Origin of the sequence: Nitrosomonas sp. (assembly GCF_043753625.1) — a bacterium.
Lineage (GTDB): Bacteria > Pseudomonadota > Gammaproteobacteria > Burkholderiales > Nitrosomonadaceae > Nitrosomonas.
In genome coordinates, this window is sequence record NZ_JAYUWI010000063.1 from 1 (window position 1) to 21,184 (window position 21,184).

A 21,184-nucleotide genomic window follows, 5' to 3' on the forward strand; every position below is an offset into this window, starting at 1 on the left:
AAAATTCACTTAACCGTGGCGGTGGCTTTGTATGCAAGCAAGCTTCGCCGATATATGGTTGTTTTGCGCGGAAGCGGTTGATCAACTGAAGCAACGCAAAGCGCAACAAAACACCCTTTAGCCCCAAGCGGAGTACTGCCCTCATCAGCCAGGTTGTATCCCGCCGCACACAGCATGGAGCGCAGAGTAGCGTCACAGAGTAACTTCGGTGTGTAGTACGCCTGTCCACTGAAATACTGCCAGACCACATTCTCGGACTAGCGGATCACCAGTTCTTCGTCACTGAGGTTGAATGCGTGTTTCAGATACAGCAGCGAAGCCATTAACCGAATCAGCAAACGAGGTCGGCCCGCAGCACTCACTCCTGTGCCCACAGTCGCTAACGCTGTGCCGAAAAATCGCTGAACTCTACCACTTGGCTTTGACGATTCTTGCGCTCAAAAGCTGGCGCAAGCGCTGCTTCGATCTGGAGCCACGGCAGTCGATTTGCTAATACCACCAAGGGATGGTGCAGATCGATCATCTGGTCGAGACGAGCATGAAAAAAATCATCGGTCGGCATTTAAGTTTCCCTAATTCCCTCAGGTTTTGATGCCTATATTATAATTTCCCAGGGATTTCAGCGTTTGCTAATTCGCATGCATTCGAACATTTATTCGGTTTCCAAGCGTTTTTCAGGATGGACTATTAAAGCACAGGCTGCATGAAAAACAGGAAGAAATGTAGCCTACATCTAATAAAGGAGCATCCCGAGTCTGTTTTAGTACCGGCACAGTGGTCATGCAGATAGCTTCTCAATGCCTGCTAATGGTTTCCCTTAGTAATAACCATAGTTTTTCCTGATATACATCTGAGAGATTGATTCAGTAGAATGCGCACTTGTGTTGTTCTACTTGGAGTTATTACGATCATGAAGATCATGAATATAAAACTGGGCAAATATCTTGCAGTGTTATCTTTTTTCTCTATTGGTTACCTGTTATCTTTCTAGATCTTAAGGACAAGACTTAAAAGAAATACACTACATCAATATGACATCATATTGTTCTTGTGTATAGGATTCTTCAACCTGCAAGCTTATCGGTTTAGCTATAAAGTCACCCAATTGCGCCAAGCTTTGAGATTCCTCATCAAGAAATAAATCAATCACTTGCTGTGAAGCAAGAATACGGAATTCGTTGGCTTCAAACTGCCTGGATTCTCGTAGTAGTTCACGGAGGATTTCATAGCAAATGGTTTGTGCTGTTCTGATTTCTCCTCGCCCTTGACAGGTCGGACAGGATTCACACAATACATGTGCAAGACTCTCCCGAGTACGTTTACGCGTCATCTCAACCAATCCAAGTGTGCTAAACCCATTGACCGTGATACGCGTACGATCCTTTAGCAAAGCTCTATTAAATTCAGTCAATACCGAATTCTTATGTTCTTCAGAATCCATATCGATAAAATCAATAATGATTATTCCACCCAAATTGCGTAACCGAAGCTGCCTTGCGATTACCTGAGCGGCTTCAAGATTTGTTTTAAAGATGGTGTCGTCGAAATTTCTTACACCGACAAATCCGCCTGTGTTGACATCCATGGTAGTAAGCGCTTCCGTTTGATCAATAATCAGATATCCGCCAGATTTCAGATTAACGCGCTTAGCCAGAGATCTTTCAATTTCATCCTCAACGCCATACAGATCAAATAATGGACGATCCCCGGTATACAGAATTATGCGCTCAGCGATATACGTCATATAGCTTTGCGCGAATTTCACAAGTTTTTGATAATTTTCACGGGAATCTATTAGTATCCGCTCAGTATCTTCATTCACATAATCTCGCAATACCCGGTGACTTAAATCCAGATCTTGATAAAGCAAAATAGGTGCGGCAATAGTCACAGATTGTTGCTGGATGTCATGCCACAACTTGTGCAGATACTCGAAATCGGCACGTAAATTACTTTCATCCGCAGTTTCAGCCATTGTTCTGATAATGTAGCCACCCTTTTCATCTGCAGGTAGAATTTGTTGTAATTTCTCGCGCAACAACTCACGCTCACTGTCATCTTCAATGCGTTGAGAGATACCGATGTGAGACTCTTGATGAGGTAGATAAACCAATAGGCGGCCCGCCAAGCTGATTTGTGTGGACAGTCGCGCACCTTTTGTACCAATCGCATCCTTGATCACTTGCACCAAGATGCTATTACCCTCGTATAATAGCTTCTCAATTGGTTTGGTGGTATCTCCCTCTTGACTGGAAGTCCTTATGTCCGCCACATGTAAAAATGCTGCCCGGTCAAGGCCTATATCGACAAAAGCCGATTGCATCCCCGGCAGAACGCGACTGACACGTCCATTATAAATATTGCCCACAATGCCACGGCCGCTCGTCCGTTCAATATGCAACTCTTGTGTCACACCTTGTTCTAGTATGGCTACTCTGGTTTCTTGCGGGGTGATATTTACAAGAATTTCATTGCTCATTTGAGTATGAACTATACATATAGTAAGTCTGATCTCTGGATTTGAAAGCTAAGCATGCATAAGACAATACTTGCGCTATAGAAATTTGTGCAATACTACATTCTAATTTCAATAGCTTAGAGCCCTAATTGACTGACAGTTATTGAAAAATCCCTATACCAATTTCTTCTAATAATTGTGCTGTTTCATAGAGAGGCAACCCCATGATTCCGCTATAGCTGCCGGATATCTCAACAATAAACGCAGCAGCCATGCCTTGAATAGCGTAAGCACCTGCTTTATCCAGGATATTGTTATTTGCCAGGTAATTACGAATCTCTCGCTCGCTGATCTCACGAAATCTTACTGTTGATGTCGATAATCTAACTTGTATTTTATCCTTGACCCCAACACCAATGGCTGTTAAAACTTGATGTGAGCGGCCTGACAATGTTTTTAGCATTTCTTCTGCATGTTTATCATCTTGTGGCTTACCTAAAATACAACCATCAATAGTAACAATCGTATCAGCCACCAATACGGGTAGTATTGGCAATCGGCGCTGGATCACTCGCCTCCAGCCTTCATCAGCTTTAGATTGAGTAATACGATAGATATAATCAGTCGGTGACTCGTCAACAAGCGGTTGTTCATCAACATCAATTTCACGGCCAAGCGTTTCCCGCATCATTAATAGATTACACTTCACACCGATTTGCCTTAACAATTCACGTCTTCTTGGACTTCTTGAAGCAAGATATATTTGGTTTTCTGAAAACATCGTAATCAATACTCTATAATTCAAATACGCTTAATTTTTATCCCTATTGTTTTATCCATCGTATCTTAAAAGAGAAATGGAAAGTGATGCTAGTCATGACTTCATGATTTCACTTAACTTCTATGATATGGATGATTCTTGATAATCGATACGGCGCGATACAGTTGTTCCGCCAGCAAAACGCGTACAAGACCATGTGGTAAGGTAAGCTTTGATAAAGCGAGCATTTCACTTGCTGTCTGCTTGATATCGGCATGCAACCCATCCGCACTCCCAATAACAAATGCAACAGAACTCCCATTAGTCGTCCATTCTTTTATTACATTTGCAAATTTTACTGTTGCCCATTGTTGGCCGCCTTCATCAAGAACCACAATATGGCAGTCGGGTGGCAGAACTGCACGAATCCGCTGACACTCGGCCAGTAACAGTTGCCCGGTTTGTTTTCCACTGACACGCTTTTCGGGCTTAATCTCAATTAAATTAATTGTTATTTCACGCGGCAAACGTTTGATATACTCAAAATAGCCTGTCCTGACCCAATCCGGCATTTTGTTTCCAACCGCGAGTATAAAAAATTTCATGATTGGGATAAATCAGAAGACAGACAGTTCACACTCTGTTGCGCCAGGGGTAGCTTGTTTTAATTTTGTCCAGACCATAATGCCTTCAAATTATAGTATTCGCGTGCAACCGGTAGCATGATATGCACAATCACGTCTCCTAAATCAACGAGCAGCCATTCTCCTGTCTGCTCGCCTTCCATACTATAAACTCTTCCCCCAGCAGCTTTAACTCTTTCTTGCACATTGTTAGCCAGAGATTTTGTCTGGCGCGAAGAATCTGCACTCGCAATAACGATATATTCAAACATTGATGTTATTTTTGAAACATTAATCACATCAATATCATAGGACTTAATATCTTCAAGTGCATCGACAACGATATTAACCAGCTTTTCTGAATTCATATGTTCCCGGTATATAAACAGTTAGATTTAATATAATCAGAGACGTTTTCTGGAAGCAAATAACGTATGCTTTTCCCGGCATTTATCAATGATCGTATATGTGAAGCAGAAATTTCCAACAATGATGTTTGTGCCGTATAGATAAAACCGCTGGTTTGGAGCCCTAGATCATTGGCATTCAAAACATGACGGGAAATAAATTCCTTCTTGATATCTACTGGTAGAATTTGATAATCATTGGGGGATGTATAACCTGGACGTGCGACAATTATCATATGGCATAGACTGAACAACTCATGCCAATTATGCCACTGATTTATTTTTACAAATGCATCCATCCCAAGGATAAAGCAAAGTGCTGCGCTATCTCCCAATTCGCATTGATATTCTCGGAGTGACTCGATCGTTGTACTTACTCCGGGACGATTGACTTCCCGTTCATCAAGCGAAAACATACTGTTATCCCGGATGGCCAGATGTACCATATTAGAGCGATGATTTCTTGCTGCAATAGGAGCCGCACGTAAACGGGGGGCACCAGAAGGAACAAAGATGATACGCTTCAGATTGATCATATCGAGCAATTCTTCAGCAATACGTAGATGGCCATAATGGATAGGATCAAATGTTCCACCATAAATACCAATGAGAGGAAATTTATCGATAGCCGCCACCTGTGTCAGTATGAAAACCCATTGATATCAAATTCTTTTTTTATCAAATATCCCTCATATCTGCTTATAATAAAGCCAAACGCATATCCGTCAATACTTCTGATAAATGAGTCGTAAAACGCGCAGCAGTTGCTCCATCAATAACTCGGTGATCATAGGAGAGTGACAAGGGAAGCATTAAGCGTGGAATAAATTGGTTGTCACGATAAACAGGCTTAATACTTGCCTTTGAAATACCCAAAATGGCAACTTCAGGTGCATTGATAATCGGTGTAAACGCAGTGCCGCCAATTCCACCCAAGCTGGAAATGGTAAAACTTGCGCCTTGCATATCAGTTGGCTTTAATTTACCTTCCCGTGCCAGCAAAGATAGTTTTGTCAATTCTTCGGCGATAGTTATGATTCCCTTCTGATCGACATCCTTAATGACAGGAACAACTAATCCATTGATCGTATCGACGGCAAAACCGATATGATAAAAATGCTTAATGATCAGATTAGCTTCGCCATCTACAGTATTATCGAGGGATGCATTGAATTCTGGAAATTTTTTCAAAGGCGCAATTAATGCCTTCATCAAAAAAGCCAATAATGTTAATTTTACTTTATTTTCCTTATCACTTTCATTGGATTCTTTTCGTAAAGTCTCTAAATCAGTAATATCAGCTTCATCAAACTGGGTCACATGCGGAATCATTACCCAATTCCGGTGCAAATTGGCACCAGAAATTTGTTTAATCCGCGTTAACGGTTTTAGCTCAATCGGGCCGAATTTGGCAAAATTAACTTGTGGCCACGGCAGTAAATTAAGTGCCAGTCCGGTTCCACTGCTACGAGCTTTTGATAGTTCGGTTTTTACATAGGCCTGCACATCTTCTTTGAGTATTCGATATTTAGGACCACTGCCTGTGATTAAATCGAGATTCACCCCCAATTCCCGTGCGAAGCGGCGTATTGATGGACTGGCATGTGCTTTAGAAAAAGTACTACTGACTGATGATTCTTTTTGCAGTGGTAATTTCTGAATTTGCTGAATGGCAACTTGCTTGACTGCTATTTCAGGTAGTGCTGCAACAGTTTTCTTAACCAGCGCAATTTCAGAAACTAGATTAGGATCTACCGCATGGTCACTATCTGAAACTTCAATGGTTAGAACCGCTGTCCCTTCGGATACTTTATCACCTGCTTTGACATAAATTTCTTTAATTATGCCGCAGTATGGAGATGGAATCTCTATAGTGGCTTTGTCGGACTCCAGTGTGATTAATGAATCTTCAGCTTTAACTTCATCACCAGCTTTTATCAGAACTTCAATAACTGGAACATCTTTGAAATCACCGATATCAGGAATTAATATTTTTCTCAATTCAATCACATGCTTTCCTCAAATTGCCTCACTCCGAAAAGACTATGATGCAGTCATTTTACTTATGTTATCGATTCTTACGTTTTATAAATCAATTTCTGATTTAACTGATTGCTGGATCAGGTCTTTCTGGATCAATGCCGTATTTTTCTATCGCTTGAATAATCTGTTGTTTTGAGATTTTCCCATCTTCAGATAATGCTTTAAGTGCTGCAACCGTAATATAGAATCGATCGACTTCAAAGAAATGGCGCAATTTTTCGCGCGTATCCGAACGGCCGAATCCATCCGTTCCCAAAACACGATATTTTCCAGGAATAAATTCACGAATCTGGTCCGCATAAATTTTCATGTAATCAGTGGCTGCCACAACAGGCCCTTCCCGACCTTTAAAGCAACTTTCTACATGGGATACTTTCGCTGGCTGAGCGGGGTGCAGCATATTCCAGCGTGTCACACTTAATGCTTCACGCCTTAATTCATTAAAGCTGGTCGCGCTCCAGATATCAGCATTAATGTTATATTCATTCTTGAGAATTTCTGCCGCTGCAATCACTTCACGAAGGATAGTGCCAGCACCCAGCAACTGCACATGCAATTCCTTACTGTTCTTATTTCCTTCGCTAAATAAATACATACCCTTCAGTATGTCATTTTCAACGCCATCCGGCATTTCAGGATGCGAGTAGTTTTCATTCATTACAGTGATGTAATAGTAGACATCCTCTTGTTCCAGATACATGCGTCGCAATCCATCCTGGATAATGACAGCCAATTCATATGCAAATGCCGGATCATACGATACGCAATTGGGAATCGTTGAAGCAACAATATGGCTGTGTCCATCTTCATGCTGGAGCCCCTCCCCGTTCAAAGTCGTGCGTCCGGCCGTTCCTCCCAGCAAAAAGCCACGACAACGCATATCCCCGGCAGCCCAAGCTAAATCTCCGATACGCTGAAAACCAAACATCGAATAGAATATAAAGAATGGAATCATCTGAATCCCATGAGTGCTATAGGATGTCGCTGCAGCTATCCAGGATGACATGGCACCTGCTTCATTGATACCTTCCTGCAGAATCTGTCCGTGCTTGTCTTCCTTGTAATACATCAGCTGATCAGCATCCTGCGGTGTATACAGTTGCCCTACGGATGACCAGATTCCCAATTGACGGAACATGCCTTCCATACCAAAAGTGCGCGATTCATCAGCGACAATCGGGACAATATGCTTACCGATCTGTTTATCTTTAACTAGGATATTAAGAATACGCACAAAAGCCATGGTTGTTGAGGATTCACGCCCTTCTCCGCTGGCTTTCAGCAAAGACTCAAAAGCTGATAAAGGTGGTATTTGCAATGCTTGAGCACTGGTTTTTCGGCTATGAAAAGTACCGCCCAAAGCTTTACGCCGCTCTTGCATATAGATAAATTCTGGGGAATCTTCGGTTAAAGTAAGGTAAGGCACTTCGTCGATCTTGTCATCCGGTATCTCCAGACCAAAGCGATTCCGGAAGGCTTTTAATGAAGTTGTCCCCATCTTTTTTTGCTGATGAGTAATATTCTGTGCTTCACCGGCTTCTCCCATACCATAACCTTTGATAGTTTTGGCCAGTATTACTGTCGGCTGACCGGTATGTTTTACCGCAGCAGCATAGGCGGCATAAACTTTATAAGGATCATGCCCGCCCCGGTTTAACCGCCAGATATCATCATCAGACATATTGGCAACCATTTCCAATAACTCAGGATATTTGCCAAAAAAGTGTTCACGTACATATGCCCCATCTCTGGCTTTAAAATTTTGGTATTCACCATCAACACATTCCATCATGCGTTTTTGTAGTAATCCTTTGGTATCTTTAGCCAACAAAGGATCCCAATAAGAACCCCAGATCACCTTGATCACATTCCATCCAGCGCCACGAAAGGCGCCTTCTAGTTCCTGAATAATTTTTCCATTTCCCCGTACCGGGCCATCCAAGCGCTGAAGATTACAATTAACAACAAAGATTAAATTATCGAGATTCTCGCGAGATGCCAATGAAATTGCACCCAATGACTCTGGCTCGTCCATCTCGCCATCGCCCATAAATGCCCAGATTTTTCGGCCTTCAGTATTGACGAGCCCGCGACAATCTAAATACTTCATAAATCGCGCTTGATAAATGGCCATAAGAGGCCCCAACCCCATTGAAACTGTAGGAAATTTCCAGAAGGTTGGCATCAACCACGGATGCGGATAAGAAGACAGACCATTACCGCCAGTTTCTTGACGGAAATTATCAAGTTGTTCTTGGCTTAAGTGCCCAAAAAGAAATGCATAGGCATAGACACCCGGAGAAGAATGACCCTGAATATAGACCAAATCCCCGCCGTGTGTTTCACAGGGTGCATGCCAGAAATGATGATAGCCTACGTCATAAAGTGTTGCAGCCGATGCGAAACTGGCTATGTGACCGCCCACATTGGTATTTCTATTGGCGCGCAACACCATGGCCATCGCGTTCCATCGCACATAGGAACGAATACGGTGCTCTATCGCATTATTTCCAGGTGAGCGTTCTTCTTTACCAGGCGGAATTGTATTGATATAAGCAGTTGTGGCGCTATAAGGCAGGTAAGCACCTGAGCGGCGAGTTTTTTCAATGAGCTTTTCCAATAGAAAATGCGCACGCTCTCCACCCATACTGATGATGACCGAATCCAGAGCATCCAGCCATTCTTGTGTTTCCTGTGGATCGATATCAGGTTGCAATTCCATGTTCTGCCACACTCATCAAAATTTAACTTGCTTATCTATTATTAATACCGGTTTGTACACGTTCAGCCGCCAAAATGGTATTACATAGCAACATGGAAATGGTCATCGGCCCTACCCCGCCAGGAACTGGAGTAATATAACCTGCAACACTTTTAACAGACTCATAATCAACATCACCGCAGAGTTTCCCATCCGGTAATCGATTAATACCCACATCAATTACTACCGCACCAGGCTTTACCATTTCTGCTGTAATCATGCGCGGTTTTCCTATTGCCACCACCAGGATATCAGCATTTTTTGTAAATTGAGGTAAATCACGTGTCTTTGAAGTGCAAATGGTGACAGTGGCTCCCCGCTCCAACAACATCAATGCCATCGGTTTACCCACGATGTTGCTACGTCCAATCACCACGGCATGTTTACCTTCAATCGGAATATGATTTTTTTCCAGCATCACCATAACACCATTAGGTGTGCAAGGTGAGAATACTGTATTTCCGGTAACCAATGCACCGATGTTGTAAAGATGAAAACCATCCACATCTTTCTCTACGGCAATGGATGTAATTACACGATTATTCTCAAAATTCGGGGGTAATGGTAATTGAACCAGAATACCGTGAATATGTGGATTTTCATTGAGTGATTGAATACAGTTTAATACCTCACTTTGCTGCGTATTCCCTGTAAAACTATGCACTTCCGAGTAAATGCCAATTTCACTACAAGCTTTAACTTTATTCCTGACATAAATACCCGATGCAGCATTGTCTCCAACGATAATCACTGCCAATCCAGGTTTAATACCGGATTGGATCAGTTTCTCAGTCCGTAATTTCCATTCGGCACGTACCGACTCGGCTATTTTCTTGCCATCTATAATATAAGCGTCCATTTTTACGCCAATAATCGGTTTGATCAGTTAATATTAATTTCCGCGGATTCAATTTCGAAGATCAACCAGCTAGTTTATTTTTCTTTATTTTTTTGCGATATATAAATACACCAATAAGAAATACCGGTATTACAAAAAGAGCCGCCGAGATCAATCCGGCAGCAAGAACTGCAATCGCACTATTTCCTGGCATAAACAATGTTACAAACCAGATCACGGCAAAGGCGATAAATAAACCACCATACAACATAATCTTTCTACCGCGATCATATAATCGCCAGAAAGCACCTGAAACTTGCGTATCATCGATGTAATGATCAAAAACTTCTGCCAGACTATTATCACCAGGTTCAGATTCATATCCGATAGCTACGGCCAAAGCATTGTGATCATCTTCAATTTTTGACATTTTTCTCAGAAATTCAATTCGTTTGGGCGCTTTCTTTTTATGCAGCCCATCTTGAATTAGCATGGCTCTCAAGGCGACAAAAGCCAATTCACGTGCTTCATTTACATTTCCCAAATTCTCAGAAAATTTCCACATAACGCCCAATAAATAAAGCTGAATGGTCATGTCTTTAAATTCAGGCGCAAAGTCATAATCTTTACTTTTGATGCGCTCAAGCTGAGCCGTCAGTATTTCTTTTGCGTGCGCAACACAAGCATCCATTGTTGAAACATCTGAAGCGGCTATCTCCGGAATTGTTGCTTCGGTTGTGGATTTATCTGGATCAATTGTTACTTCTTTCATTTTGAAACCCCATGCTTTATTATTTTAATCAGAATAGTGATGCGTATTATATACCGGCTGAAGAATTGAGGAAAAAGATCATATCATCTACCGATGATACTGTTTATATTTGATCAGGATAACAAATAAAAGCAAGGGAATCTAAAAATAAAGCGCTCTTCAATCTACTGGTTTTCAACCAGCTTTCATCCCAAGGGGCGGGGAATTGAACCCGTAGAGATTAAACAGCATTCCCTTTAAGATTGAGGCGTTGCCATATGATCGATGTCAGGTCGGCTGAATTTAGTGTGTAGAAATGTAATCCGGGCGCACCTGCTTGTAATAAACGTTCGCAAAGATCAGTGACAATATCCAACCCAAAAGCTTGAATGGATGCACTATCATCACTATAACCTTCCAGTTTTTTACGAATCCAGCGAGGAATTTCAGCTCCGCAAGTATCTGAAAATCGAACTAGTTGGGAAAACTTATTAATTGGCATGATGCCCGGAACAATAGGGATATTCAAACCTGCAGAATCACAGGATTCGACGAAATGATAATAGGCATCCGCATTATAGAAATATTGAGTAATCGCAGAATTGGCGCCGGTTTCAATTTTACGCTTAAAATTCTCGAAATCTGCTTGCGCAGAACGTGCTTGTGGGTGGTACTCTGGGTAAGCAGCCACATCGATATGAAACGAAGATCCAAATTCCTGCCGAATAAAAGCAACCAATTCACTGGCATAACGAAATTCACCAGCTTGTGCCATACCCGATGGCAAGTCGCCACGGAGCGCGACAATATGCCGTATGCCTGCTTGATAGTACTTCTCAAGGATAGCTCGAATATTCTGCTGAGTCGAGCCAATACAAGAAAGGTGAGGAGCGACAATGTGTCCTTCTGCTTGAGCTTCTAATACTGTTTCCAGTGTTCGTTCACGAGTTGAGCCACCTGCACCAAAAGTTACAGAAAAGAATTTAGGATTATATTGAGCCAATTGCCTGCGTGTTAGTCTGAGTTTTTCAATACCCTGTGGGGTTTGAGGAGGGAAAAGCTCAAAGCTGAAAGCCGGGGAGAATTTCTTTTGTGATTTCATCTCTGCGAGTTTATAGAGTCAGAATTATTTCAATTCACATTAATACCAATCAGCTCTTTTTTATAACAAGCTATTTCTAAATGAAAGAATCATTCGAATCTATGTAAATTCAAACGACTCTCCCGTTCAGAAAGATTAAATGATTAATATCGATACATCGCTGGCTTATAGGGTCCGTTCTTATCGAGACTTAAATATAATGCCTGCTCATCCGTTAATTCGGTGAGTTTTACCCCTAACTTTCCAATATGTAGACGTGCTACTTTTTCATCCAGTTGCTTTGGTAATACATAAACGTTTTTCTGGTAATTTTCCCCATTTTGCCATAACTCCATTTGTGCCAATACTTGATTGGTAAAGGAACTGGACATCACAAAAGAAGGATGACCCGTAGCACATCCTAGGTTAACCAATCTACCTTGCGCTAGAACTATGATACGTCGTCCTGTCGGAAATATGACATGATCAACTTGTGGTTTGATATTTTCCCATTGATATTTCTGAATCGATGCGATATCAATTTCTGAGTCGAAGTGTCCAATATTACAAACAATCGCTTGATCCTTCATTTTTACCATGTGATCATGCGTTATTACCCTCAGATTACCGGTCGCGGTAACAAAAATATCCGCTTGATCACAAGCATCATTCATCGTAACCACACGATACCCTTCCATCGCTGCTTGAAGCGCGCAGATTGGGTCAATTTCGGTAATCCAGACGGTAGCGCCTAAACCACGTAATGATTGTGCACAACCTTTGCCTACATCACCATATCCACAAACCAATGCAATCTTTCCAGCAATCATGACATCAGTAGCACGTTTGATACCGTCAACCAGTGACTCCCTACAGCCATAAAGATTGTCAAACTTTGACTTGGTCACCGAATCATTAACATTAAACGCTGGAAAAGGAAGTTCTCCATTTTTATGCATTTCATATAAACGATGAACCCCTGTCGTGGTTTCTTCAGTGACCCCACGTATCCTGGCAAGATTTTTTGAATACCAGTTAGGTTCGGATGACAATTTGCTTTTGATTGAAGCAAACAATACGGTTTCTTCTTCGTTGGTAGGGTTGGCAATAACTGAAAGATCTTTCTCAGCTTTAGTGCCAAGAATAAGCAACAATGTAGCATCCCCACCATCATCCAGGATCATATTGGCGCCACTGGGTTGTCCGGAAACTGTCCATTCGAATATCTGGTGAGCATATACCCAGTAATCTTCCAGGGATTCTCCCTTATAGGCAAATACCGGTATATTCTTAGCTGCTATGGCTGAAGCGGCGTGGTCCTGAGTAGAGAAAATATTACACGAAGCCCAGCGCACTTCTGCGCCTAAAGCCACTAATGTTTCAATCAGCACAGCTGTTTGAATTGTCATATGCAAAGAACCTGCAATGCGTGCACCTGCTAGTGGTTTCTGATTTGCATATTCTTTGCGCAGGGCCATCAAACCTGGCATTTCTGTTTCGGCGATTGCTATTTCTTTACGTCCCCATTCTGCCAATGAAATATCAGCAACCTTAAAGTCAGTAAAGAAACCACCATTTGGATTAGGCACAGCGTTCATAGTCTTCTCCTAAAATATGAACGAGCGCCGTTGTAACAATACCCTCTTATGCTGAGCCTCACGGAACAAACCGCTGCAGCGCTCCTCAACATAGGGGAAAAATCAATTAGAATTTACTAATAGCGGGAATGCTAATAATAATTTATAGACCCGCATCGGCACGTAATTGAGCAGCTTTATCCGTAAATTCCCAGGTAAATTCAGGGAGCTCACGTCCAAAATGTCCATAGGCTGCAGTTTTTCCGTAAATAGGGCGTAACAGATTCAGTGCATGAATGATACCGCGGGGACGTAAATCAAAATGTCTTTCAATTAATTCGGCAATCTTTTCGTCAGCAATTTTCCCTGTCCCAAATGTGTTAACCATCAATGAAACAGGTCTTGCAACACCAATGGCATAGGCAACTTGCACCTCACATCTACTGGCAATCCCAGCCGCCACAATATTCTTTGCAACATAGCGTCCGGCATAAGTCGCCGATCGATCAACTTTAGAAGGATCTTTACCAGAAAAAGCCCCGCCACCATGATGCGCGGAACCGCCATAACTATCGACAATAATTTTACGTCCGGTTAAACCACAATCACCCATCGGCCCACCCACAACAAAACGCCCCGTTGGATTGACCAGATATTTAATGTGATCACTGATGAGTTCAGAAGGTAATACTGGCTTAATAATCTCTTCAATCACTGCTTCGGTCAATGCGTGATGAGAAATATCAGGATCATGCTGTGTTGAGATGACGACAGTTTCAATGCTTTGCGGTTTACCATTCTGGTAGCGCACCGAAACTTGTGACTTGGCATCAGGACGCAACCATGCCAATTTTCCTTTTTTCCGCAGTTCAGCTTGACGTTCTACCAAACGATGCGCGTAAAAAATTGGCATTGGCATCAATTGTGGAGTTTCATCGCACGCATACCCGAACATGAGCCCCTGATCACCAGCCCCCTGCTCCATTTCTTCTTCTTTGGTACGGTCAACCCCTTGCGCAATATCGGGCGACTGTTTGTTGAAAGCTGTTAAAACCGCGCAAGTTGTAGAATCAAAACCAATATTAGAATTGGTATAACCAATATTCTTAACTGTTTCACGTGCAATTATGTTGTAATCAACCGAAGCATGTGTAGTTATCTCACCCGACAACACAATTAAGCCCGTACTACATAATGTTTCGCAAGCAACGCGCGCATTGGCATCTTGACTTAAAATCGCATCCAAAACAGCATCTGAAATTTGATCAGCAACCTTATCCGGATGACCCTCAGAAACAGACTCAGAAGTAAAAAGATATTCGCTCATAGTTTAATCAATCAGAATTATAAAAGTCGTTCAGTATACCCGATTAAGCCTTTAAAAACAGAATCCAGTCTAACTTCACTCAACTTTAGACACCCAGCCCACAACCTTGCGTCACTCGAACAGTGGTACAACCGGGGGGGAAATGAAAAAAAATTCAGGTGAATTCAAGAACAAATGACTGGCTAATTACTCAATAGAAGGAAAAGCTGATAGCATAAAAACCATTCGTCCATTGGAAGACAAAAAACAGAGTAAATCTCAGGAAAGAAATAGTATTTTTTAGCGTTTTATCAGTAATCCCTTAAAAATTCTCAGTTGTCTTTATCTAACTTACTGCGAAATTCCGACCTATCTCTTTGTAAAAAATGATTATGACAAGCTGATTGAGTCAAAGCATACAAAGCTTTGGGAGTTAATGATGAAAGAATATAGGTTCTCAATAAAAATCGGGGTGATGGCAAAGTCGCCCCCGCCGTTCAGCTAACTCTTCCTCTTACAGGTCGATTAGAGGGCTGTCACCTCCAAGCCAACGCATCCTTGCCGGATGCACTCATAAAAAATGGTAGCTTGGTAGCAAGCCGCCGCCAGCCGAACACAACAATGGCGTTGGTTGGTAAAAATTGTAGGGTGCATTAAGCACAGCGCAATGCACCAAGCAGCGGCGAACAAAACCGCATCAATGACGGATTACGCTGCGCTCATCTATCCAACAACCCCAAAAACCAAACCCGCAGAGGGTCAAAGCACAAAGAACAAAAGATCAAAAAGCCCTGGCAATACGAAAACCCAGGCCATCGTTGGCAGCATCGGTGAAGTACCTGTACCGGAAAGCCGATCGCAAGTACTGCGGAAAGCCGCCCCACGAACCGCCACGAACCACCCGGCCACCACAATCCCCGCCATGGGCTTCTTTCCACGCCGAGCCGTCCACTGGCGCACCTTGATAATTCTGATGCGAGCAATCCTCCACCCATTCCCACACGTTACCTGCCGAGTTATGCAGGCCGAATGCATTGGGTTTAAATGAATCCGCCGGTGCAGTCTGTTTACCATCCCATTCACTGCCGCAACCAGCGCAGTTTGCATTATTTTTGCCGACATCATCGCCCCACCAATAGCGAGTTTGGGTGCCAGCCCGCGCGGCGTATTCCCATTCCGCTTCCGTTGGCAGGCGGTATTGCTTGCCGGTTTTATCCGACAGCCATTTGACATAGGCTTGCGCATCGTTAAAGCTCACATTGATTACCGGGCGTTTGCCGCGCCCCCAACCGTTATCACTGGGCAGTTGCCGCTTGGTTGCGTTAGCAAACGCATCGTATTCGTCAAACGTCACTTCGTATTTGCTGATTTCAAAAGTATAGGCGATGGTGACTTCGTGTTGCGGATCTTCGTCAGAATCTCGACCGGCTTCTGTTTTAAGCGAACCCATTAGGAATTTACCGGGTGGGATGCGTACCATTTCGGGTTCGAAGGGAAGCCGGGATTCTTGTGATGAGCGTAATTCATCATTGAATCCTGCACTGTGTTGATACGTGCGGTTAAGTTTTATTTGAATAGTGCCCGCAGATAAGTCCGTTGACTCGATCACGTTGATTGCTGTGCCATACGTCAGCCAAGCCAAACTGCGTGCAATCCGTGCAGCAGCAGCCTGTCCGCCGCGCGCAAAGCGGATGGTGTTGATCGTCGTGGCATTGCGGGTATCCGGTTCGATGGATACGGGAAACTGAACGGCTTTCAACTTGTTTTGCAAAGCTTCCATCAGTGCTTGCGTGTCTTCGCGGTGGTTGAGCGTGACGTGCCACTGGGTATTTTCCTGTGTTATTTGGTTGCGCTGATAGTCGACGAATGCATGCTGACCGACGTAATGCCAGGCGGCGTATAACGTACCGGTTCCGAGCAGCGCCCAAAACAGTAGGATTAAGGCCGGGCGCAGAATCAGAGACTGATTGGTTTTGGGCAGCAGCTTAGCCAGCGCTTGCGGAATACGGAAATCCAGCAAGCCCAGTTTCCCGCCCAACAGGATATTGGCAAAAATCGGGTCGTTGATCGCATCGTCCTGAGAGAGCGCACGCAAGTCATCGAGCTTTAGTTTGAGTTGCAGCTTAGGCGGTGTTCTGACTTCAAGGCTCAGCGAATTGGGGCTGCCCTTATCGGTCAGCCGGTTGAATAAGCGCTGCCAGGCGGTGGCTACGTGTTGCCTTTCGTCACGGTCCATGCCGAGCAGGAGGTATTCCCGCAGCCAATCCGGTAAATGCGCGTGCGTCAACCAGGGCAAGCGGCTCAAGCGCGCCAGCCGCTGTTCGCGCTGCGGTAGCGGATCGGCGGTATTTAAGTTTTCAAATAGTAAATAATCCAACGCGCGCGTCAAGGCCCAATGCGGTTTTGGAAATACCGCCACTGCGCGTAACAAGCGCAAACCATCGGCAGCCAGAAATTGCTGCAATTGCTCTACCAGCAAGGCAAGATTCGCGCCATAAGGCGGGCGTTCACCGAGCCAGCCGTCGGGTTCGGCAGCGATCAGTGCAGGCAGCGGCGATGGATCCGTTTTTTGTAGCATCAGCTTGCGCGATTGCGGCGTGGTCAGGTGTTCGACCAGTTGCGGCAGGTTGTCTTGCGCCAGCGGCAGCATCAGAAAGTGGTGCTGCGCCAATAGTGCTGCGTGTGCGGTACCGGCATCGCGCGGGTGAAGCCAAACTTTGTCCTGCCAAGGCGACAAATCATCGAGCCAGGTGCGAATCTCCCCGCTGTATGGATGAAACAGAATCGCTGTTTCGCTGATGATCAGCAAGCGCGCGGCTTCGTGCCGCGCCACCAGTTGCTGCAGTTGGTAGTAGCTTGCTTTGCTGTCGTCGTCATGCCAGCGCACCAGCCAGCGCGGATCGTCGCGAAAGCGATAGGTGTTGATTGTTAGTCCGAGTGTTTTAAAGCGCTTTTCCAATTCTTCCGCCAATGCCGCTTGCTGGTCGTTGCGATGCTGGCTGCGCACCAGCAGCAAATGTTCGGGGGCAACCCGGCGATTGCAGTACACCGGCAGGAAATAACCGCCGCTGCGCGCGGTGGCTTCGATGGTGGCGGTAATATGCAGGCGGTGCGTCGGCACCAGCCGCGCTGCGTGCAATACGCGTAATGCCTGCTCGGCCTTGGCGCCGCCAAAAAAGGGTTGCAGTATGCGATCAAAGCGGAAATGGTGCAGCAGGTCGTCAACCGATGCCGTTTGTTTGCGCAAAACTGCATTGCGTTGATAGCGCCAGGCCAAAATCAAAAGCACTGGCAACCACGGCAATGCAAACAACGCCCAGCCGATATTGCGCACGATACTTTCCCATTCTAACCCCACATAATCCGCTTCCGGTTGCGGCCGTGGCGCGATGTGATCGACGATGGCAACGGTTGCAGTAGGCTGCTGCGGTTTGCGCCGGGGGATGGGTTGTGACGGCTTATCTTTGAAGGGCTCTATGATCGGCGGCGACGGTGGTTTTGGCAGAAACCAGTCCGGTGTCTTGACCAAGAATACGGTGATCATGCAAACGATCAGCGCGATGCCGCCCATAATCCAGATTTTTTGCGTTTTTTGCGCGGCTTCTTGCGCGGCAACGAAGGCACTTCGGCCTGGTGAGCTGATGCGGTTTTCCGTTGCCAGGGATGATTTGTTCTCGCCTTTCAGCCATTGTTCAAACAGCACCGAAAAACGCGCTTGCTCCTCCGGATTCCGGCAAAACAGCGGCCCCAGCAGCGGTGCCAATTCGCTGGCTTCTTTTGGCAGCTTATCTTGCTGTTGCAACCGATTAAGCAAGCGCGCGACCGACAGCCAAACATCGACACCGTGCGCCATGCCTTCGGCGCGCAACAACGCACCCAATTCATCGATGTGGGAATAATAAAATTCTCGGCTATCCACGGAATTCGGTTAGCTAAGGTTAGGTTAGGCGACCGGCCGCTCTTTCCAGCGGTCGATTAATTGATGGAGGTGTTCTTGATCTTCCTTGCGCTTAAATAAGGTTACACCGGCACTGGCAGTAAAGACTTCCAGCCATGCTGCATTGCTCAGGTACGGCGTTTCGGTCAGCCGTTGGCTGCGTTTCTGCAGCAATTGCATCCAATTCAACAATTCTGCAATCGACGGCTGTTTTTCCAATTGCCCTTCGCTACGTAGATAATGGAAAAAAGAAATCCCCGCCGCCCACACGCTTTTCTGCGCATTCGGCACAGTCTCTTCGCTGGGGATTTTGATATTCAAGCGCTTCTCGATAATGCTTTCGATGTTGACATCGCCGCCTTCCGCATTCCCTGCGGCGCCAGCTGCCGTATTGCCCGGTTTGCTGCGAAAAGCGGGCAGGCCGAGGTGGAAATACACGCAGCGGCGCAGAAAAGCGTCCGGCAATTCGCGTTCGCGATTACTGGTGATAATCACGATCGGCCGCATTGCTGCCGCTTGCAACGATATCGTGGTTTTCTTGCGCGCGGTTTCGAACAATTCCGGAATATCAAAACTCATGCGTTCGATTTCGTTCAGAATGTCATTCGGCACCTCGCGCGGCGCTTTGTCGATTTCGTCGATTAACACCACCGAGCGCCGCGGTTCTGCAATCGGTTGCGATTCGCCCGATACGTCAAGACAATCGTACAATCCGAGCTTGCTGACTACGTCTATCCCCAATGCTTGCAAGATCGCCATGCCGAGCGCTTCAAAACGCAAAAAGCGCCGCGGATCGTCATTTTCACCATCCCTGCGCGTGGCACGGAATCGCCCCAAGGTATCAAAGTGATAAAATAAATCACGGCTTTGCGTATCCGATTTGACGGTGAAAGCCAGCGGTTTTTGCCAAGCATCATCCGGATTTGGCGGATGATCCAATTCCCAAGCCAGGCTATAAGCCAGCTGCGACTTGCCGCAACCCGGCTCGCCGGTCAGCAACAGCGGCATACCCAGCTCCAGTGCCACATTGACAGCGGAAACCAAACCCGCCGGAGCCAGATAATCTTTTGGATGCGTCAAATCGTCGGGGTTGAATCCGGGTAGGCTACGCCATTTTTCCGGCTTTAAATCCTTGCCGCGACCTGAATAATAATGAGGTTGTAGAATGATCGACATGGTGGGTTACTCTCGAGTTGAATGGTGGTTTTGTAATAACGGGAATATTTTTTCTTTCAAATCTCCAAGCGGGATGGCTGAATGCTTGGACAGCGCTTTCCGAATCGTGATACGTAACTGCTCGGGTATTTCATTACGATTTTTGAACCAATCTTCGACATCCACGGCAACGGTTGGTGAACATAGTGTTGGCAGCAACGAATTTTCTAACTGGTGACGGGATAATAGCTTTTGTAGATCCTGATACCATCTGGAAGATGATCGCTTATGAAATAACCAGCCAAACATTGAATCGCTCAGGTAATCCGATTCACAAATCAGCAGGAGAAAATGACTGTGGGAATTGACGCCAAATGTTAACTTTGACCATGCCAAAAGCACTCCGGCGATAAAGTTATGATTTTTAACTTCGTCCCCGGCCAATTCGCGGAAGAAAATATGTGATTCTTCTTTACTCTGAAGCGTCTTCAAAATATCTGTTTCTTCAGAGCGGCAGTTTAATTGGCGCCCCAAAAGCTTCCACAAATGAGTTTCTCCTATTGATAACAATTCTGCACTTCCATCAGTCAGATTTAGTCTGGTTTCCAGTGGTTTTATTTCTGGAGATTGTTTGGAATAAGAAATCTTATGTTCTTCAAGTAAATGCGACAGTGTAAATCGCACAGCGTTAGGCCATTCATTCCGGGGACCGAAAATACAAAATCCGTAAGCTTTTCCTTCGTCAATAGGTCGCTTTTCAGGAATCTGGCCATCAAAATGCACATGTTGTGGTTTTCTATCTAACAAACCCAATAGGTATTCTGGGTTACGTATTGGTTTGCTTTTTTGATCGACTTGATCCAAATCGCCAGAATGGTCAAGAGATTTTTTGTCACGCGTGTGCGCTTGCGATGCGGTTCTTTGTGGTTGTGTATCAAAAGTTATCGGCGTGCCAATCGCGCGAGGTTTTATTTTTGGCGGACCGACAGGACCCGGTTCCACACCGCCTTGATCCAACAAGTCATCATAAAGCACTTGGTAGTTGCCTTCGGTGTTCAACACATAATGGGTTCGTGGCCTTAGCGGTTTTGGAATGTGCAGTTCGTCGGTTGAGCTACGCAGCACCGGGATGAATTTGTTTGAAACACAGCGCGCATCGTAGAGCTCTTGCGCTATCATCGTGCCTTCCCAATCCACGCCCTTACCTTTGCCTGGAACCTCGTGCCCGTGGAAACGGCGGTAATAGGTTTCCGTACAAACGCACAACACATGCGTCGTCTCATCCAGCGAATTCGACATCCAGCGTGGCCAGCCCCCCGGCGGGGAATCGTTTCTGACATAGCGATCAAGAATCGTCTCAATGCCATTGGCACGCAGACGCTCGGATAAACCGAGCACCCACTCGCGGTGCTCGTCGGAATCGTGGCTGTAGCTGATGAATACTTTGATCATGGAGGGCAAATGTACTGAAAGTCCAATGCATTGTC

Annotated in this window: 15 protein-coding genes, 1 pseudogene and 1 riboswitch; all 16 genes and pseudogenes read right to left on the minus strand. The window is 45.0% G+C overall.

The features are described 5' to 3' along the window. Positions 1-158 precede the first annotated feature (158 nt). Positions 159-562, minus strand: a pseudogene (locus ACH10T_RS06275) (transposase); the annotation flags it as partial. 459 nt (positions 563-1,021) lie between these two features. Continuing rightward, on the minus strand, positions 1,022-2,479 hold the full coding sequence (rng, locus tag ACH10T_RS06280) for a ribonuclease G (protein ID WP_394808460.1): 1,458 nt from the start codon (positions 2,477-2,479) through the stop codon (positions 1,022-1,024). A 139-nt stretch (positions 2,480-2,618) separates the two neighbouring features. Continuing rightward, positions 2,619-3,239, minus strand: coding sequence for a Maf family protein (locus tag ACH10T_RS06285; RefSeq protein ID WP_394808461.1), 621 nt, complete (start codon positions 3,237-3,239; stop codon positions 2,619-2,621). A gap of 113 nt (positions 3,240-3,352) precedes the next feature. Beyond that, a complete protein-coding gene (rlmH, locus tag ACH10T_RS06290; RefSeq protein ID WP_394808462.1) occupies positions 3,353-3,823 on the minus strand; it encodes a 23S rRNA (pseudouridine(1915)-N(3))-methyltransferase RlmH in 471 nt (156 codons plus the stop codon). A 59-nt stretch (positions 3,824-3,882) separates the two neighbouring features. Then, complete coding sequence (gene rsfS / locus ACH10T_RS06295) at positions 3,883-4,209, minus strand: ribosome silencing factor (protein WP_394808463.1); 327 nt, start codon at positions 4,207-4,209, stop codon at positions 3,883-3,885. Further along, complete coding sequence (nadD, locus tag ACH10T_RS06300; RefSeq protein ID WP_394808464.1) at positions 4,206-4,883, minus strand: nicotinate-nucleotide adenylyltransferase; 678 nt, start codon at positions 4,881-4,883, stop codon at positions 4,206-4,208. Before nadD ends, rsfS begins: the two co-directional genes overlap by 4 nt. A gap of 64 nt (positions 4,884-4,947) precedes the next feature. Beyond that, positions 4,948-6,258 carry a dihydrolipoyllysine-residue acetyltransferase gene (gene aceF / locus ACH10T_RS06305; RefSeq protein WP_394808465.1) on the minus strand — a complete coding sequence of 437 codons (1,311 nt, stop codon included), beginning with the start codon at positions 6,256-6,258 and terminating at the stop codon, positions 4,948-4,950. 94 nt (positions 6,259-6,352) lie between these two features. Continuing rightward, the gene (aceE, locus tag ACH10T_RS06310; RefSeq protein ID WP_394808466.1) at positions 6,353-9,013 is read right to left on the minus strand and encodes a pyruvate dehydrogenase (acetyl-transferring), homodimeric type; all 2,661 of its coding nucleotides are present in this window, start codon (positions 9,011-9,013) and stop codon (positions 6,353-6,355) included. 31 nt (positions 9,014-9,044) lie between these two features. Continuing rightward, on the minus strand, positions 9,045-9,911 hold the full coding sequence (gene folD, locus ACH10T_RS06315) for a bifunctional methylenetetrahydrofolate dehydrogenase/methenyltetrahydrofolate cyclohydrolase FolD (protein ID WP_394808467.1): 867 nt from the start codon (positions 9,909-9,911) through the stop codon (positions 9,045-9,047). A gap of 61 nt (positions 9,912-9,972) precedes the next feature. Next, the gene (locus ACH10T_RS06320) at positions 9,973-10,662 is read right to left on the minus strand and encodes a hypothetical protein (RefSeq protein WP_394808468.1); all 690 of its coding nucleotides are present in this window, start codon (positions 10,660-10,662) and stop codon (positions 9,973-9,975) included. A gap of 220 nt (positions 10,663-10,882) precedes the next feature. Next, positions 10,883-11,743 carry a methylenetetrahydrofolate reductase [NAD(P)H] gene (gene metF, locus ACH10T_RS06325; RefSeq protein WP_394808469.1) on the minus strand — a complete coding sequence of 287 codons (861 nt, stop codon included), beginning with the start codon at positions 11,741-11,743 and terminating at the stop codon, positions 10,883-10,885. A 143-nt stretch (positions 11,744-11,886) separates the two neighbouring features. Beyond that, positions 11,887-13,320, minus strand: coding sequence for an adenosylhomocysteinase (gene ahcY, locus ACH10T_RS06330; RefSeq protein ID WP_394808470.1), 1,434 nt, complete (start codon positions 13,318-13,320; stop codon positions 11,887-11,889). Positions 13,321-13,335: 15 nt separating this feature from the next. Continuing rightward, a riboswitch (S-adenosyl-L-homocysteine riboswitch) is annotated at positions 13,336-13,413 on the minus strand. 49 nt (positions 13,414-13,462) lie between these two features. After that, positions 13,463-14,626, minus strand: a complete 1,164-nt coding sequence (metK, locus tag ACH10T_RS06335) for a methionine adenosyltransferase (protein ID WP_394808471.1) — start codon at positions 14,624-14,626, stop codon at positions 13,463-13,465. A gap of 760 nt (positions 14,627-15,386) precedes the next feature. Beyond that, on the minus strand, positions 15,387-18,524 hold the full coding sequence (locus ACH10T_RS06340; protein ID WP_394808472.1) for a formylglycine-generating enzyme family protein: 3,138 nt from the start codon (positions 18,522-18,524) through the stop codon (positions 15,387-15,389). A gap of 24 nt (positions 18,525-18,548) precedes the next feature. Next, on the minus strand, positions 18,549-19,718 hold the full coding sequence (locus ACH10T_RS06345; RefSeq protein ID WP_394808473.1) for an AAA family ATPase: 1,170 nt from the start codon (positions 19,716-19,718) through the stop codon (positions 18,549-18,551). Between the two features lie 6 nt (positions 19,719-19,724). Next, on the minus strand, positions 19,725-21,149 hold the full coding sequence (locus ACH10T_RS06350; RefSeq protein ID WP_394808474.1) for an SEFIR domain-containing protein: 1,425 nt from the start codon (positions 21,147-21,149) through the stop codon (positions 19,725-19,727). Positions 21,150-21,184: the final 35 nt, after the last annotated feature.

Excerpts from the sequence above, each read along its gene's own strand:
- rng (WP_394808460.1), bottom strand. The coding sequence starts at position 2,479 with ATGAGCAATGAAATTCTTGTAAATATCACCCCGCAAGAAACCAGAGTA.
- ACH10T_RS06285 (WP_394808461.1), bottom strand. The coding sequence starts at position 3,239 with ATGTTTTCAGAAAACCAAATATATCTTGCTTCAAGAAGTCCAAGAAGA.
- rlmH (WP_394808462.1), bottom strand. The coding sequence starts at position 3,823 with ATGAAATTTTTTATACTCGCGGTTGGAAACAAAATGCCGGATTGGGTC.
- rsfS (WP_394808463.1), bottom strand. The coding sequence starts at position 4,209 with ATGAATTCAGAAAAGCTGGTTAATATCGTTGTCGATGCACTTGAAGAT.
- aceE (WP_394808466.1), bottom strand. The coding sequence starts at position 9,013 with ATGGAATTGCAACCTGATATCGATCCACAGGAAACACAAGAATGGCTG.
- folD (WP_394808467.1), bottom strand. The coding sequence starts at position 9,911 with ATGGACGCTTATATTATAGATGGCAAGAAAATAGCCGAGTCGGTACGT.
- ACH10T_RS06320 (WP_394808468.1), bottom strand. The coding sequence starts at position 10,662 with ATGAAAGAAGTAACAATTGATCCAGATAAATCCACAACCGAAGCAACA.
- metF (WP_394808469.1), bottom strand. The coding sequence starts at position 11,743 with ATGAAATCACAAAAGAAATTCTCCCCGGCTTTCAGCTTTGAGCTTTTC.
- ahcY (WP_394808470.1), bottom strand. The coding sequence starts at position 13,320 with ATGAACGCTGTGCCTAATCCAAATGGTGGTTTCTTTACTGACTTTAAG.
- metK (WP_394808471.1), bottom strand. The coding sequence starts at position 14,626 with ATGAGCGAATATCTTTTTACTTCTGAGTCTGTTTCTGAGGGTCATCCG.
- ACH10T_RS06345 (WP_394808473.1), bottom strand. The coding sequence starts at position 19,718 with ATGTCGATCATTCTACAACCTCATTATTATTCAGGTCGCGGCAAGGAT.
- ACH10T_RS06350 (WP_394808474.1), bottom strand. The coding sequence starts at position 21,149 with ATGATCAAAGTATTCATCAGCTACAGCCACGATTCCGACGAGCACCGC.